We start from the raw sequence: 14,942 nt of genomic DNA, 5'->3' as shown, positions 1-14,942 counted from the left end.
AGACGGCGCGAGGTGAAATTCAGCCTGCCGAGGTCCCCACATGCAAAAGATCGACAAAACCCTTGAAGAATGGCGTGCGATGCTCGACCCGGAGCAGTACCAGGTGTGCCGCCTGAAGGGCACCGAGCGGCCGTTCAGCGGCAAGTACAACAGCGAGCGCCGTGAGGGCATCTACCACTGCATCTGCTGCGACCTGCCGCTGTTCGATTCGAGCACCAAGTTCGACTCCGGCTGCGGCTGGCCGAGCTTCTATGCGCCCCTGGCAGAAAGCGCGATGATCGAGATTCGCGATACCTCCCACGGCATGATCCGCACCGAGGTCACCTGCGCCCAGTGCGACGCCCACCTGGGCCACGTGTTCCCAGACGGCCCGCCACCGACCGGCCTGCGCTACTGCATCAACTCGGTGTGCCTGGATTTCAAACCGCGTAACGGAGCCTGAACATGGCTGGATCGATGCTGGACATCCCCTGCGTGACGATCGGCGGCGAGCACAAGGTGCTCGGCGATTTTGCCGGCAAGGCGCTGCTGGTGGTAAACACCGCCAGCCAGTGCGGTTTCACCCCGCAGTACAAGGGCCTGGAGCAGCTGTGGCAGGATTACCGCGAGCGAGGCCTGGTGGTGCTGGGTTTCCCGTGCAATCAGTTCGGCAAGCAGGAGCCGGGTGACGCGCGCGAGATCGCGCAGTTCTGCGAGCGCAACTTCGGCGTGAGTTTTCCGCTGTTTCGCAAGGTCGAGGTCAATGGCCCCGGCGCTCATCCGCTGTTCGTCGAGTTGAAGCAGCGCGCACCGGGGCTGCTAGGGTCGCAGAAGATCAAGTGGAACTTCACCAAGTTCCTGGTCGACCCTGCCAGCGGCAAGGTCGTGCGCTACGCACCGACCACCAAGCCTCAAGCCCTGGAAGCCGATATCGAGCGCCTGCTCAGCCGCTGAGCGGCACCCAGTGGTCGATCAGTGCCAATAGCTCTTCGCGGCGGAACGGCTTGGCCAGGTAGTCGTTCATGCCCGCCGCCCGGCAGCGTTCGCGTTCCTCGGGCATGGCGTTGGCGGTCAGGGCGACGATCGGCAGCTCTGGCCAGCGGCCACTCTGGCGGATACGCCTGCTAGCCTCGTAGCCGTCCATCACCGGCATGTTGCAGTCCATCAGCACCATGTCGAAATCCGCCTGCTCCAGCCATTCCAGCGCCTCGGCGCCTTGGGTGGCCAGCTGCACCTGACAGCCGAGCTTGGCCAGCATGCCCTTGGCCACCAACTGGTTCACCGGGTTGTCTTCCACCAGCAGAATGCGCGCGCGGCCGCTAGCGGCGGTTAGCGATGGCGTGGCCAGCGGGTGCTCGGGGGCATGGCCCTGCAGGGTACGGCGCAGGGTCTGGTACAAGGCATTGCGCGCCAGTGGGCGGGCCAGCTGGTGCAGAGGCGCCAGCTGCGCTGACTGCTCGGCGGGCAGGAAGTTGCCATAGGCGGTCACCAGCAGGATCGGCGTTTTGAGCGCAGGGCGCAGCTGGAACAGATGCTCCAGGTCGTCGGTGATCAGCAGGTCGATTGCGCGGCCATCCAGTGCCGCCGTGCTGTCATGCCGTTGGTACGCCAGCCCCCAGGCCGGCAGCACGTTCTGCAGCAGTTCGCACAGGCCGCTGCCTGCGTTGCTCAGGGTCACGACCCGGCCTTGCAGCGGTGCCGGCGGGATGGCTTCGGTATGGGTGGTCAGCGGCAATTCGGCGCTGAACACGCTGCCAAAACCTGGTTCGGAGCGGATATGCAGGTGGCCCTGCATGGCCTTGCACAGGTTGCGGGTCAGGGCCAGGCCCAGGCCGGTACCGCCATACTGGCGGGTGATGCCGGCGCCCGCCTGGGTAAATGGCTGGAAAATCCGCGCCTGGGCGTCTTCGGGTATGCCGATACCGGTGTCGCGTACCTCCAGGCGCACCCCGCCAACGATACGCACCAGGTGCAGGTCGACGCGGCCGAAGCGGGTGAACTTGAGGGCATTGGACAGCAGGTTGCTGACCACCTGGCGCACGCGGGTGGGGTCGCCCAGCACCGAGCTTGGGAAGTCGCGGGCGATCAGGCAGGTCAGCTCGACGCTTTGCGCGGCGTTCTGTGACAGCAGGTTGGCGGTGTCCTCGACCATTGCGCCCATGTCGAAGGGTATCCGTTCGAGTTCCAGCTGCCCGGCGTCGAACTTGGACAGGTCGAGGATATCGTTGAGCAACTCCACCAGCACCTTGCCCGAGTCGTGGGCGATGGACAGTTGCTGGCGCTGCTCGCTGGCCAGGGGGCTGTCCAGGGCCAGGGCGATCATGCCGAGCATGCCGTTGAGCGGGGTGCGGATTTCGTGGCTCATGTTGGCCAGAAAGGCCGCGCGGGCCTGGGCCATGTCAAGGGCGCGCTGGCGGGCTTCGACCAGCTCCTGGTTGGACTGGCTGAGGCGGCTGTTGCTGGCCTTGAGTTCTTCGGTGCGAGCCGAGACGATATCTTCCAGCTCGTTGAGATACTGCGTCAGGCGATTTTCGGCGCTGCGCCGCTGCTGGATCTCGGTGGCCATGCTGACGAACTGCTGGTTGGCGACCTTGACCAGCACGCCGATCTCGTCCAGCTCATGGCCATGGGGGCACTCCAGGCGGGTTTGCCCAGGCTGGCGCGGATCACGCCCGCTGAGGGCGCCGATTACTGTCACCAAGGGCTTGGTCAGCATCATGTAGAACAGCGCCAGGAGAATGCCGGTGAGCACCAGGCTGCGGGCAAAGCCGTTGAGCAGGGTGACCCCGGCACGCTCGAGGAAGCGGCTGCCAAAGGCGTAGGTGTCGACGTCCAGGTACAGGGTGCCGAGGTATTCCTCGGGCATGTGGGTGAGGTAAAGACGCTCCTTGAACTGGCGCTGCTCGCCGAACAGAAAGTCGCTCAGGGGCCGGTAGCGGTCCTGCAGGGCCGCGCGCTGCACATCGGCCAGCACCGTCTCGTTGTTGTCGATCAAGCGCGCCCGGATGATCGCCGGCGACTGCAGCAGGCCGCGGGTCAGCTCCAGCGCCAGTTCCGAGTCGATGTTGTAGGCGATGCGCGAGGCCGGGTTGTGGCTGATTTGCAGCAACGCCTGCACTTCGCGGTTGATGGATGCGTCTTCGCTGGCATAATCGATGCCGATCTGGATGAGACTGAGCAATGTTCCCAGGATGAAGCCGACCAGGACTGTCAACCGGGCTTGCTTGTATGACAGGCGATTGGTGAACTTGATATCCATGGGTCCCGAGCCGGTTTCACATCCCTTGCGCTGCGCAAGCATAGCCGATCAACCCCGGCTGCTGGTGGGCCTGTCACACATTCAGCCTTGATTGCTCAACTGTCAGTGCGGGCCTCTCGCGGGTAAACCCGCTCCTACAGGTCATATGCGTACCTGTGGCAGCGGATTTACCCGCGAGAGGCCCGCACTGCAGCCCTGAACCTGAATTGCTAGGAGTCGTCATGGACGCCCGCTTGAATAGTTTTCTGGAACGCGCCGAGTCCGTGCTGGCGCGCCTTGAGCCTTTGTTGCCGGCCCTGCGCCCGGACATCGACTGGGCCACCACCCTGGCCGCGCGCTGGCAGCGCGATGGCCGCAGCGGTTACCTGATGCCGTTGCAAGTCAGCCTGGACATTCGCTTGACCGACCTGATCGGCGTCGACAAGCAGCGTGACCAGCTGGGCCGCAACACTCACCAGTTCATCAATGGCCTGCCGGCCAACCACGCCCTGCTGTGGGGTTCGCGCGGCACCGGCAAATCGTCACTGGTGCGTGCCTTGCTGGCCGAGCACGCGGGCGCCGGGCTGCGCCTGATCGAGATTGAGCGCGATCACCTGGCCGACCTGCCGCGCGTGGTCGAGCAGCTGCAGAAGCTGCCGCAGCGCTTTATCCTGTTCTGTGACGACCTCTCGTTCGAAGCCGGGGAGGGCGACTACCGGGTGCTCAAGAGCGTGCTCGATGGTTCGCTGGAACAGGCGCCGGATAACGTGCTGCTGTACGCCACCTCCAACCGTCGCCACCTGGTGCCGGAGAAGGAGAGCGACAATGAGAACTGGAAGCGGGTCGATGGCGAACTGCACCCCAGCGAAGCGGTAGAAGACAAGATTGCCTTGTCCGACCGTTTTGGCTTGTGGCTGTCGTTCTACCCGTTCACCCAGGAACACTTCCTCAGCGTGGTCGAGCACTGGATCGGCCAGCTGGCGCAGCCTGCCGGGCTGGCCTGGCAGCGCACCGAAGCCCTCGACATCCTCGCCGTGCGCTGGGCTACCGGCCGCGGCAACCGTAATGGCCGTTGTGCCTATCAGTTCGCCCGCTACTGGGTCGGGCTGCAATTGCTGGAGCAGAAATAAATGATCGACCTCAATGCCAGTGGCGCTGGCCTCGACGGCTATGACCTGCTGGCTGCGCAAGTGCAGGCGCTGTTTGCCGACGAGCGCGACTTCATCGCCAATGCCGCGCAGTTTTCGGCGTTCCTGTACAACCAGGTGGACGACCTGAACTGGGCCGGGTTCTACCTCAACCGTAACGAAGAGCTGGTACTGGGCCCGTTCCAGGGCCAGGTGGCCTGTGTGCGCATACCGTTCAGCCGCGGTGTGTGCGGCGCGGCAGCGGCCACTCGGCAGACCCAGCGGGTCGAAGACGTGCATGCGTTCCCGGGGCACATCGCCTGTGACAGTGCGTCCAACAGCGAACTGGTGATACCGCTGGTGAAGGAGGGCAGGCTGATTGCTGTGCTCGACCTGGACAGCCCAAAGGTCGGGCGGTTCAGCGAGGCGGACCAGGTGGGGCTGGAGCGGTTGGCGGCGGTTTTTCTGGAATTGACTGACTGCTGATCGAGGTTGCCTGGGCCGGCCTCATCGCGGGCAAGTCAGACCGCGATGAGGCCGGGACAGGTTGAAGCATCAGTCGTAGATCACCTTCTTCTTCCAGGTCTCTTCCTCATCGGTCTTGAGGCCATCGGTCAATTCGTTGTGCTCGTTCTCGGCTGGCTCCATCTGGTCCAGCACCTGGGCATTGGCACGCGCCAGCAGTTTTTCCAGGTACGTCAGCTGCTCTTCGTACACTTTCGGCTCAGGCTGCTTGCGCAGGTACTGCACGCCGCGCTCGAAGGCCAGGCGGGCCTGGCCCGGCTGTTCCTGTTGCAGGGCCTGTTGGCCGAGGTTGTTGAAGAATTCGATGTGCAGCAGCACCAACAGGTGGCGGATTTCCTTGACCCAGTGCTTGCCCTCGCTGGTCTGCAGGACGTTCTCCTGGGTGGCCTTGACGATCTGGGTGTGCAGCGCCTCCAGCAGGAAGCGCACGTCCTTGGCCTTTACCTCGGTCTGGATCGGGTTGGGCGGGTTGTTCACCGGGATGCTGTCGCCGAGCGCGATCAGCCCTTCAAGCTCGGCGATGCGCGCCTTGAGCTCGGCATTGTGCTTGTCCAGCGCCAGTTGGCGCTGGTTGAGGTTCAGCTCCAGGCGGGTGAGCAACAGCTTCAAGGCCGGGGTCATGAACTGGCCGGGGAAGGTTTCGGTGATTTCGCCACAGCGGCGCAGGCGGTCCGCCAGCTCGATCTTCAGCCGTGCGCGTTCCAGCTTGCTGTTTTCGACCACATTATTGAGGTAGCCGATCACGATCAGCAACGCGATGCCCGCCACGATGAGCAGGGTGATCAGAAGTGGTGTCACCGTTAATGCCTCATTGAAGAAGAATTACAGCCTTGAGTGTAGTGAGTTCGCCTGGGGACGAACAGCGCCTGTGCTGGCCTCTTCGTGGCTAAAGCCGCTCCCGCAGGCAGTGCATCGGGCTCGACCTCGGCGCGGGCCCTGCAGGGGCGGCTTCAACCGCGAAGAGGCCAGCACAGCGCTCCCTCTCTCTATATCGACAACGCGGCCCGCATCTGCACCCCCATCCACCCGGAAGTCATTGATTTAAATAAATTTCTACAAAGGGGTTGACGGGTGTTCGAAGCATCCATAGAATGCGCGCCACTTGCAGCGTAAAGCACACAGCGAAACGCGGCAGGGAGTGAAAGCAGGCAGTAATGCCAGCAGCGTGTCCCCTTCGTCTAGTGGCCTAGGACACCGCCCTTTCACGGCGGTAACAGGGGTTCGAGTCCCCTAGGGGACGCCATATTGCGGGAATAGCTCAGTTGGTAGAGCACGACCTTGCCAAGGTCGGGGTCGCGAGTTCGAGTCTCGTTTCCCGCTCCAGTTTCTCCGGCAACGCTTAACGGCGAGGCAGGAAAAGAAAGCCCAGGTTGAATCGTGAGGTTCAATATCTGGCGCACTGAAAAGTGTTGTGTGTCCCCTTCGTCTAGTGGCCTAGGACACCGCCCTTTCACGGCGGTAACAGGGGTTCGAGTCCCCTAGGGGACGCCATTTGCGGGAATAGCTCAGTTGGTAGAGCACGACCTTGCCAAGGTCGGGGTCGCGAGTTCGAGTCTCGTTTCCCGCTCCAGTTTAAATACTGTGGCGTCTATGCGGTGCAGTGGTGGTGAAGGTCTTCATGGCGCTTCACGCCGATTAGCGGTAAAGCTTCACAATGCGGGAATAGCTCAGTTGGTAGAGCACGACCTTGCCAAGGTCGGGGTCGCGAGTTCGAGTCTCGTTTCCCGCTCCAAATCGAATAACGAAGAAAGGGACGTAAGTCCCTTTCTTCGTTCTGCATGCCCGTTTTTTAATCTCACCTCGCTGGCCGTCATTCGCGCAACGGGCCAGGCCTGCCCGTTGCGCCCATCATCCTCGTTCGGTCTTACTTGTAATATATCGTGAAGTTGAGTGCGCTCTTGGCGACCCCGGTCGTAACACTGGGCGCCACCTGGTAGTAGCGGGCGTTGAAGCCTATGCGCATGTCCCCGGGGGTGATCGGGCTCACGTCCAGCTCCTGGCCAAGCTCGGCAGGTGTCACGCCGTCGGCTCGTAGCAGCTGCACGCCCAGGCCGGTCGCGCTACGAGGGTCGGGTGAGAGACTGAACAGCCCTTTGTCGGCATCGATCACAGTTGCGCCCTTGGCAACGTCCAGTTGAATGTGCACCCGTGCCTTGCCACCGGCCGGGTCGTCATCGCAGTTGTTCAGGTTGATGTGGAAGGGGATTGCAGCTGTGGCCGAGCCTTCGCCGGTAAAGCTGCTCAGGTCATGGTTTTCAAGATCTACCGGGTCGGCGCTGACTGCATCGGTTCGCAAGGAGCATTGCGCCTGCATTATCCTGCCGTGCAAATTGGCCTTGAGCACGCTGCCTACGCCGGTGAAATTGCCGGTGAACAGCTCCTGGCCGGCAAAGTCGTGCGGGCCCGGCGGTATTTCGCCAGTCTTGATTACGGTGATGTAGGTTTCCAGGTAGGTCGTGCGGATGGCCAGGGGGGCCGGATTGTCCTGGTAGCCAGTGTAGGGGACTGAAACAGCGGTCCGTGGTATCCAGTAGTTGTTCCATCCACCCTCGTACGGGGCACCCAGACGCACGTGCACGCCGACGCCGGGTATGTTGGTTTCGAGCACACGGTCGGTTTCGACGCCACCGATAGGTGGCAGCGGGCCGGGGAAGATTCTTGCGGTATTTGGCAGGTTGACTTCGGCATAGTCGCCAACGACAGCCACCGGGCAGAGGAGGACCTGGCCTGTGGCGTTCGTCGTTCTCATGCGGCTGGCGGTACGGATTACGCTACCCACGGGCGCATGGCGCGGTACCCAGAGGTTATCCAGTTGAATGTTGTACAGCAGTTGCCCGCTGGGGGCGCCGCCGTCCCATCTGCAAAGGGCAAGTGCGTCGCTACTGGCGAGCAGGCCTGTCAATGCCAGCGGCAGGATCGCGCGTCGGGTGAATGAGGCGTTCATGGGGATAGGTTCCGGTGCGTCAGAGGGTGGGGCAATTGAGCGTCTGTTGGTGGTAGCCCAGGGCCTGGTCCATGTGGGCGGGCTCGATCTGCAGCTGGCAGTGCTCATCGCTGGCTTCGCCCCAGCGCAGGTGTAGCGTCTGGGCTTTGTCTTCGACCGCCAGCAAGGCCTGGCCGGCCTGGCCGACTACCCCCAGCGACGTGCCTGCGTCGTCGTTGACCTGGGTGCCGAAAGGCAGTGGCTGGCCGTTGGCCCGGAGCAGGGTGAGGATTAGCCGGCTGACCTTGCGTGCCTGGAATTCGGCCAGCACGATCGCGCCGCGACGCGGTGTCAGGTGCTGGGCGCCGTTGTCGATCTGCACCTGCGGGCCGAGGTCGTCGGTGTCGAGTTCCAGCGAGTTGTTGCGGTAAGGCCGAAGGTAAGGCACCAGCAGGTGGCCGCTGCTGTCGCTGCGGCTGCCGGGGGCGTTCTTCACGCCGACCCCGGCGATTTCGGGCACGTGTACCAAGGCATTGGTTTCGCCCAGATAGCGGCCGCTGGTCAAGCCGCGCTCATGCAGCAACAGGCTGCCGCTGGCGTTGAGTGACAGCGCACGGTAATCGTCGCTTTGCGTGTAGCCGGCGCCAACACTGGCCCTGGCCCCCTGGTAGCCGACCGAGAAGGCGGAGGTCTGGTTGTGCCGTTCGTCCCGGCTGGTCGAGGCGACGTAGCTCAGGCGATGGTCCAGGGCGCTGCTGGAGAGGCTGGCGCGCTGGCTGTGGGCGCCGTTGCGTGACTGCAGGTCGAGGTTGGCGCTGGAGGCGCGGCCGAAGCCCAGCGGCAACGACACGCTCAGGCCGAACATGCGGTCGTTGTGGTTGCGCTCGTTCAGGGACTGCGAGGCGTACAGGTTGTAAGTGACATTGTGCAGGTGGGTGCTGAACTGCAACTGGTACTGACGCGACTGCTGGTTGCTTTGCCAATAGTCGTCCTGGGTCATGGTAAAACTCAGTGAGCTGCGGCTGCCCAGGCGCTGGTGGGCGGAGGCCTCCAGGCGGCTGCGACGGCTGCCTCGGTACGCGCTGTAGGCATTGCGTTCGCGCACGGCCTCGTCGTAGTCGCGATAACCTTCGGTGGAGTAGCGATAGCCGGCGAAGCGCAAGTTGGTGCCGGTGTCGAAGGCCTTGCCGTAGCGTGCGGCGAAGCTGTGCCCGTGAACCTTGCCCAGGGTGCTGCCCAGGTCGCTCTCGGCGCGGGTCACATCGAACGACAGTGCGCCGATGTTGCCCAGGTCACGGGCGGCGCCCAGGGTGCCTGCGCGGTAGTAGTCGCCGCCTTGCACGCCACCATACAGGGTGGTGTTCCAGGCGCCGCCACGGGCCAGTGTCGCCTGCCACAGCAGCGGCGAGTCGAGGTCTTCGGCGCCGTTGTAGCGGCCCAGGGTGGCGCTATAGCGCCACACGCCTTCGCGCAGCAGGTTACTCAGGCTGGAATAAGGCTGGATGAAGCGCCTGACCTGGCCGTCGGCTTCGGTCAGGACGATTTCCAGTTCGCCGCTGCCGCTGCCAACGGCGAGGTCGTCGATTTCATAGGGGCCTGGCGCAACATAGGTGCTGTAGATGGGGTAGCCGTTGTGCAGCACTTCGAGCTTGGCGCGGGTTTGCGCCACGCCGCGGATGATGGGCGCGTAGTTTTGCATCACGTCGGGCAGCATGCCCAGGTCGGAGGCCAGTTGCAGGCCCTTGAATGGCTGGCCACGGAACACCTCGCCGTTGCTGAAGGTTTCGCCCAGGGTGAGGGTGCCGAGGCTGCCGGGCAGGTCGCGCTGGGCGTAGGTGTTGGTATGGCTCCAGCGGCGGCTGCCGTGTTCGTCCTCGCGCAGCGACTGGCTGCTGCGCAGGCGCCAGGGGCCTAGGTTGAGGCCACTGTTGAGGTACAGGTCCTGGCTGCTCTGGCTGCCGCCATGGGCCTGGCTGCGCATTTGCGCCGAGGCCTGGTAGTTGATGAAGGCGGCATTGATGCCGTAGTCCCACTGCTCGGCGCTGGGCATGCGCGTCGTATCCCGGCTCAGGAAGGCCTGGGGAATGGACAGCTCCAGGCGCAGGCGCCGGCTGTCGAGCTTGGCCGTGGCGCCGGGGGCGATGGTTTCGAGGTCCAGGCAGCGGTCATCCTCGGGCAAAGGCTGCGCCAGGCTCTGTTCGCGCAGGCCGGCCTGGCGCAGCAGGGCGGCGTTCAGGCAGGGTTGCAGGGTGTGCTGGCCATCGTTTTTTTGTAGCAATACATCGCGCTCGGCGAGGAACACCAGGTTGACCCAGACTTCCAGGCGATAGCGGCCAGCGGCGAGTGGGGTTTCGGCGGCCAGGGACTGCAGGGCCAGGGCGCCCGCTTCGGCGGGCTGGTTGGGGGCCTGGCGCATGAAGCTGGCGTCGAATGTTGCATCGGCGCTCTCGGCAATTACCAGGCGATGGATAAGTAGCAGCATGGTGCCTGATCCAAGCGCCATGAGTTTGGGAAAGCGTAGGCGCGACGATTTAGGCCTGCGCTTGTAGGGCAGGAGCATGATGTGATCCTTTGTATCGGCGATTCATTTACCGTCTGTTCGGCTGGTTCTCGAGCAGGGTGCGAGATTGCCGTTGACTGGATGAGCCCAGGGCGAGGACGGGCGTGTTGCGGCCACGTTAGGGAATACGTGCTGACGGATATGTAGGAGATATCCGGAGGGGGGGGTGAATTTGCCGGCAAATCAGGTTTGAAGGGAAAGGGGGCCGCAGAGCGGCCCCGGATTCATCAATGATGCAGAGATTTATCTCCTCCCCCGGTGTCAGGATAGACATCATGGGTTATTTGGTGCGCTACAACCTCAAGCGCCTCCACAGCTACAACGGCTATGAGACCCCGGTAGCCATGGAGGAAAAGCTCAGGGCAGCGGCATGAACCTTAACCGGTGTCCAAAATTACTTGACCAGCTCAATGGGTACCGTGCTGCTGAATCCTGATCGAACAACAGCACGTGAAGCAAGCCGCATAGTTGGATGGTTGACGCGACAACTACCTTGAAGAACGCCGGCTCAATGTGCCATGTCCTGCGTTATCCCCCGGGAATCTGTTGAACCAACGAAAGTTGACACGTCGCAATCCCAAATGGTCGACAAAACTGGTCGTATCGATGCCATTTGACGCTACAGACGGTGCAGGACTTGGCGGTGGACTTGGTGGCCGATCAACAACAACGCTCTCCACGGAATTTGATCTCGAGCCAGCGGAACTACCATAGTCAACTGAAGGCTCTGATGGGGTGAGGCTCCCCCGTGAACTAGCTGGGGGGGATTGGCTGGCGATGCTATTTTGGCGCGACACGACCGGCGATGGTGCCGGCGTGGCCGCACGCGATGGTACCGGCGTGGCCGCAGGCGATGATATCGAAGGGGTGTCTGTAGGGCCCGGCGCTGCACTCCGTCCAGCCCTCCACTGTTTAACCCCCTTGCTGGCTCCCGCAAAGAGCATTGTCGAACCGGCACCGAGCAAGAATCCGCCGACGGCGTTCAAGATCATTGCTTTCGTCGGATCCTCCTCCCGGGCCGCAAGCATCGTTGCCGTCGCGCCGCCCGCAACAGCCAGAACGCCGAGCACCATCGCACCCACCGGGGGGAGAAATACAGTGAGTAGAGCTCCGACAGCAAAGCCTGCAATCCCGGCAATGATCGGCAAAATTGTTCCCCAGATGCTTGGTTTCTTAGGCTCCTCCATCGGGTCGATATAGGGGGGGTTCGGATCCCTGCTCGGTATCGGCGAGGACCTGTGGCCGGTCGGGTCGCGCCAGTTCACCGGATTGCCCAGGGCATACAGGTAGGGGTTCACCCCCACGTCTTCCTGAGGCAGCGAATCGGGGCTGTGGAAACGCATCAGCCCGGGGTTGTAGGCACGGTAACCACGCCCCAGCAGGTACCAGTCGAGCTGCTGTTCGCGTACTTCCCCGTTGAAGGCCAGCAGGCTCTGCAGCGTGTCATCGTCACCGCGTTCACCATACAGGCTCAAGTGCGCCTCGCTGACCCCGGCGGCATTATACTCGGCAGTGACCGAAGCGGCGTTGTCGGTCAGCAGCAGGCGCGTGTCTTGCGGTTTGGCCGGGTTCTGCAGCCCAAGCGGGTGAGCATCGCCGTGCAGGTAATGGGCCTGTTCGCCGCCCTGGCTCACTGTGCTCAGGCGGTAGCCTTCGTAGCGGCGCAGTTGTTCGGCTTGTTGATCGTGGGTTACGCCCACCAGATGATCGTGCCCATCGTAGCGGTAACGCGCGATAACAGTATTGCCATCCTTGCTGCTCACCTGCTGCAGGCGCCCGTGCTCATCGTAGGCGAGCCGGCGTCCCCACTCATCGTTGTCTTGGTTGCCATCAGCGTCATAGGTGAACGTCTGCGTCGGCGGGTAGTCCGGCTGCAAGGTGTGGGTCAGCACACGCAACTGGAACATGTCGTGGAGGTCGCCTGCGCTCGCGGCGCCGTAACTGAAGCGGGCGTCATCCGTTTCGCGGTCACTGAAGGAAGTTTGGCAGCGGATCAGGTTGTTCCAGTCGTCGAAGCGGAACACCTGGCTCGTGATGGAACGCCCGGCCCGGTTACGCGGCAGGTAGGCCTCGGCGTCGTTCTCGTCGTCGAGCGTATAGGTGACTTTGTCCAGCCGGTTCAATTTGTCATAGCGGAACGTTTCGAGTAGGCGCTGCTCGCCGTCTCGCAGCGTGGCGCGGCTGTGCAGCAGGTCGTCGTCACGCCACACCGTTTTCACCGTGCGCGTGCTGCCGTCATCCAGCGCCACGCTGCGTTCGCATTCACGTCCCAGGTCGTCATAAAGGACGGTGCTGATGACCTGCCGCTTACTGATGCTGTCAACGGTGGTGGTGGTATGCAGGCGCCCATCCGGGTCATAGGTGAATGTGGCGTTGAGGTTGCCTTGCGTCGTTTCTGTCAATCGCCCTGCTTCGTCATACGCGTGCCGGGTCAGGGGGCCGTCGCTGATCTTGCGCTCTATCGGGCGGCCCTGAAGCGATGCAGTGTGGTCGATGTGGTAGTTCCCGGCCGATTGTTTGTCCGTCCAGGTTTCCTTGAGCAGGTACCCCTGGTCGGTATAGACATAGTCCCGCTTGCCAGCGGCGTTGTCTGCCAACGTGATTGCCGCATCGGGGCGGTCGTAACCGAAGGTGGTTTCGTCGGTGGCGGCCTTTGCGTCCTTGAGGGTGATCGAAGTTGGCTGCTGGGTCAGCTCGGGTGTGTAGGCATACTTGAGGGTGCGTCCCGAGGCCTTGTCACGTTCGTCGACCAGCGTCATCTGGCCTTGATAGCGGAAGGTCTCGGTCCGGTTGCCGACGGTCAGGCTGGTGAGCCGTTCCAGGCCATCGAACGCGCGCTTGCAGACAATGCTGCTTCCCCCACCGTTCGCGGGTGAAAGTTCCAGTTCGGTGGTCAGCTCATTGGTGCTGTGGCTGGCAAAGCGGCGTAGCAATAGGCTGCCATCGGGGCGTTCGGTGCTGGCCATGCGGTCCCACACGTCGTAGCTGAACCGCGTGGTCTGCTCCAGTGGTGGTGCCTGCAGGTCCAGTGGGTCACGCAGTTGCTGCACCTCGCGCACGCAACGGCCAGCCCCGTCGTAGTGGTAGCGCTTGCTGCCCACCAGCTGGCCGTCGAGGTCCAGGCGACGGTCGCTGAGCGGTTTGTCGAAACGGTTGAATTCAGTGCTGACAAACTGCCGGCGCTTGCGTGGCCTGGCTTCGTCCGAGCGCTCCTGCCAGTGCTGTACGACGAACCCTTCCTCGCCGAAGGGCGAGCGCTCAGTGCATGCCACGATACCGTCCGGCAGCAAGCTGGTGACGCGGTTGCCCCAGCCGTCATAGGTAAAGGTGCTGGTCAGCGTGCGTGTATCGCTTTGCAGGTAGTCGTAGGAGGTTTGCGACTCGACCCGGCCTGCGCTGTCGTACACGGTGGTCTGCACGTCGTGCCAGTTGCGCTGGCCAGTTTGCTCATCCTTGGTTTCCCGTTCTTGGCGGATGGGGCGGTTATAGCCATCGAACCAGGTGCGGGTGACCACGCCGTTGACATCTTTCGCGGTTTCGTTCGCTTTCGCGCCGAGTTCGTAGGTGTATTCCCGGGCGGCTGCGTTGGCCGTGCCGGGGGCGATGATCTCGGCCGTCAAGCGGTTGAGCACATCGTAGCGGTAGTGGGTTTCGACCTTGTTGAAGTCCTGGTCGCGGCACAGCAGGCCGGTATGCACAGAAACCGCACTTGCGACCACGCGCTCTGCCAGGTCATGCCCCTTGAAGGTCTCGCGCATCTGCAGCAGGGTCTTTTGCTGGGTCTCGTCGTCGACCAGCGAATGGAAGAACGTCGATGTCGCAGTCTTGTCCTTGGCCGCGTCGCTCGGATGCTTGAGTGTCAGCACCTGTTGGTCCAGGCGGCCATGCAGGAATGCATTGTGGTCGCTTTCCTCGAGGAAGCGGCGCGTTGTGTTCTGCAGGAGTTGCGCCTGGTCGTCGCCCACCTGCAACAGGTCTTCCTCATGGGCCGCCAGGAAGCCCGTGGCCCCGCTTGACCCGCTCAGTGCCGGCACGTGCTGGTAACGGTAATGAGTCTGCAGGGTGGCCGCCTGGCCTTCGCCATTGGCGGCCGGGTGCACGGTGCTGGTCTTGCGGCTGCGGGTGAACAGCTGCGGGTCGGGCGGGCAATCGCTGCCCTCGCCGGTATGCGGGTAGTAGGTGTGCCGGGTGTGGATCGTGGTTGCCAGGGTGGCGGCCTCGTCGATCGCATCGCCCTGGTACACCGGCGCTGCGGCCTGGGACTCCAGGGCCAGGTTGCCATACTCGTCGTACTGGGTGATGACCACTTCTTCCCGTAGCCGGCTGGCATCTTCCTTGATCTTCCAGCGCTTGAGCTGGTGCTTGGGCAGCTGGAAGGCGGCCGGCTGCAGCTCGAAGCTGGCGCTGGTTTCGTGGTAGACGGTCTCGACCTCTTCGACGCAGGTTTCGCGCCGTGGCTGCGCGGCGTGTTCGTCGTAGACCTCATGGGCCTGCTCGGTCGTTTGCAGGGTCAGCAGGTGGAAGCGGTTGAAGCGGCGGGTGATGCTGCGCAGCGGCGTATCGCCAGCGAGGTAAGTGGCGGTCGAGCCA

At 63.1% G+C, this 14,942-nt stretch carries 9 protein-coding genes and 5 tRNA genes; 9 read left to right on the top strand and 5 right to left on the bottom strand.

Going from position 1 to position 14,942, the window contains the following annotated elements; genetic code table 11:
- Nucleotides 1-40 precede the first annotated feature (40 nt).
- Entirely contained in the window at nucleotides 41-442 is a 402-nt protein-coding gene (gene msrB, locus ABEH27_RS19630) for a peptide-methionine (R)-S-oxide reductase MsrB (protein WP_346615155.1), read from the top strand.
- Between the two features lie 2 nt (nucleotides 443-444).
- Complete coding sequence (locus ABEH27_RS19625; protein ID WP_346615154.1) at nucleotides 445-933, top strand: glutathione peroxidase; 489 nt, start codon at nucleotides 445-447, stop codon at nucleotides 931-933.
- Here ABEH27_RS19625 and ABEH27_RS19620 read toward each other — a convergent pair.
- Nucleotides 923-3,280 carry a response regulator gene (locus ABEH27_RS19620; RefSeq protein ID WP_346615153.1) on the bottom strand — a complete coding sequence of 786 codons (2,358 nt, stop codon included), beginning with the start codon at nucleotides 3,278-3,280 and terminating at the stop codon, nucleotides 923-925. The two genes, ABEH27_RS19625 and ABEH27_RS19620, sit on opposite strands and share 11 nt — an antisense overlap.
- A gap of 179 nt (nucleotides 3,281-3,459) precedes the next feature.
- On the opposite strand from ABEH27_RS19620, the gene ABEH27_RS19615 reads away from it, so the two are divergent.
- Complete coding sequence (locus ABEH27_RS19615; protein ID WP_346615152.1) at nucleotides 3,460-4,347, top strand: ATP-binding protein; 888 nt, start codon at nucleotides 3,460-3,462, stop codon at nucleotides 4,345-4,347.
- Nucleotides 4,348-4,830: a GAF domain-containing protein gene (locus ABEH27_RS19610; RefSeq protein ID WP_346615151.1), complete on the top strand. Its 483-nt coding sequence runs from the start codon at nucleotides 4,348-4,350 to the stop codon at nucleotides 4,828-4,830.
- 69 nt (nucleotides 4,831-4,899) lie between these two features.
- On the opposite strand, the gene ABEH27_RS19605 is transcribed toward ABEH27_RS19610, so the two are convergent.
- Entirely contained in the window at nucleotides 4,900-5,667 is a 768-nt protein-coding gene (locus tag ABEH27_RS19605; protein WP_346615150.1) for a hypothetical protein, read from the bottom strand.
- A 369-nt stretch (nucleotides 5,668-6,036) separates the two neighbouring features.
- Between ABEH27_RS19605 and ABEH27_RS19600 the strand changes: the two genes are divergently transcribed.
- The 5 genes from ABEH27_RS19600 (at nucleotide 6,037) to ABEH27_RS19580 (ending at nucleotide 6,601) form a co-directional block, all read left to right on the top strand.
- Nucleotides 6,037-6,112, top strand: a tRNA-Glu gene (locus tag ABEH27_RS19600).
- 4 nt (nucleotides 6,113-6,116) lie between these two features.
- Nucleotides 6,117-6,192: transfer RNA gene (locus ABEH27_RS19595), tRNA-Gly, on the top strand.
- A 92-nt stretch (nucleotides 6,193-6,284) separates the two neighbouring features.
- Nucleotides 6,285-6,360: transfer RNA gene (locus tag ABEH27_RS19590), tRNA-Glu, on the top strand.
- A 3-nt stretch (nucleotides 6,361-6,363) separates the two neighbouring features.
- Nucleotides 6,364-6,439: transfer RNA gene (locus tag ABEH27_RS19585), tRNA-Gly, on the top strand.
- A gap of 86 nt (nucleotides 6,440-6,525) precedes the next feature.
- Nucleotides 6,526-6,601: transfer RNA gene (locus ABEH27_RS19580), tRNA-Gly, on the top strand.
- A 132-nt stretch (nucleotides 6,602-6,733) separates the two neighbouring features.
- On the opposite strand, the gene ABEH27_RS19575 is transcribed toward ABEH27_RS19580, so the two are convergent.
- The 3 genes from ABEH27_RS19575 to ABEH27_RS19565 all read right to left on the bottom strand — a co-directional run.
- Entirely contained in the window at nucleotides 6,734-7,813 is a 1,080-nt protein-coding gene (locus tag ABEH27_RS19575; RefSeq protein ID WP_346615149.1) for a fimbrial protein, read from the bottom strand.
- A gap of 19 nt (nucleotides 7,814-7,832) precedes the next feature.
- Nucleotides 7,833-10,274, bottom strand: a complete 2,442-nt coding sequence (locus ABEH27_RS19570; RefSeq protein WP_346615148.1) for a fimbria/pilus outer membrane usher protein — start codon at nucleotides 10,272-10,274, stop codon at nucleotides 7,833-7,835.
- A 566-nt stretch (nucleotides 10,275-10,840) separates the two neighbouring features.
- Nucleotides 10,841-14,942 (bottom strand): RHS repeat-associated core domain-containing protein (locus ABEH27_RS19565; RefSeq protein WP_346615147.1); only part of this gene is annotated, 4,102 nt, incomplete at its 5' end.

The organism is Pseudomonas sp. P39-UII1 (assembly GCF_039672635.1).
Taxonomy (GTDB): domain Bacteria; phylum Pseudomonadota; class Gammaproteobacteria; order Pseudomonadales; family Pseudomonadaceae; genus Aquipseudomonas.
Note: the sequence above shows the minus strand (reverse complement) of the source record. Positions and strands in the feature narration are given on the sequence as shown.

Coding starts and splice junctions, on each gene's coding strand:
- ABEH27_RS19625 (WP_346615154.1), top strand. CDS start 445: ATGGCTGGATCGATGCTGGACATCCCCTGCGTGACGATCGGCGGCGAG.
- msrB (WP_346615155.1), top strand. CDS start 41: ATGCAAAAGATCGACAAAACCCTTGAAGAATGGCGTGCGATGCTCGAC.
- ABEH27_RS19575 (WP_346615149.1), bottom strand. CDS start 7,813: ATGAACGCCTCATTCACCCGACGCGCGATCCTGCCGCTGGCATTGACA.
- ABEH27_RS19615 (WP_346615152.1), top strand. CDS start 3,460: ATGGACGCCCGCTTGAATAGTTTTCTGGAACGCGCCGAGTCCGTGCTG.
- ABEH27_RS19610 (WP_346615151.1), top strand. CDS start 4,348: ATGATCGACCTCAATGCCAGTGGCGCTGGCCTCGACGGCTATGACCTG.
- ABEH27_RS19620 (WP_346615153.1), bottom strand. CDS start 3,280: ATGCTTGCGCAGCGCAAGGGATGTGAAACCGGCTCGGGACCCATGGAT.
- ABEH27_RS19570 (WP_346615148.1), bottom strand. CDS start 10,274: ATGCTGCTACTTATCCATCGCCTGGTAATTGCCGAGAGCGCCGATGCA.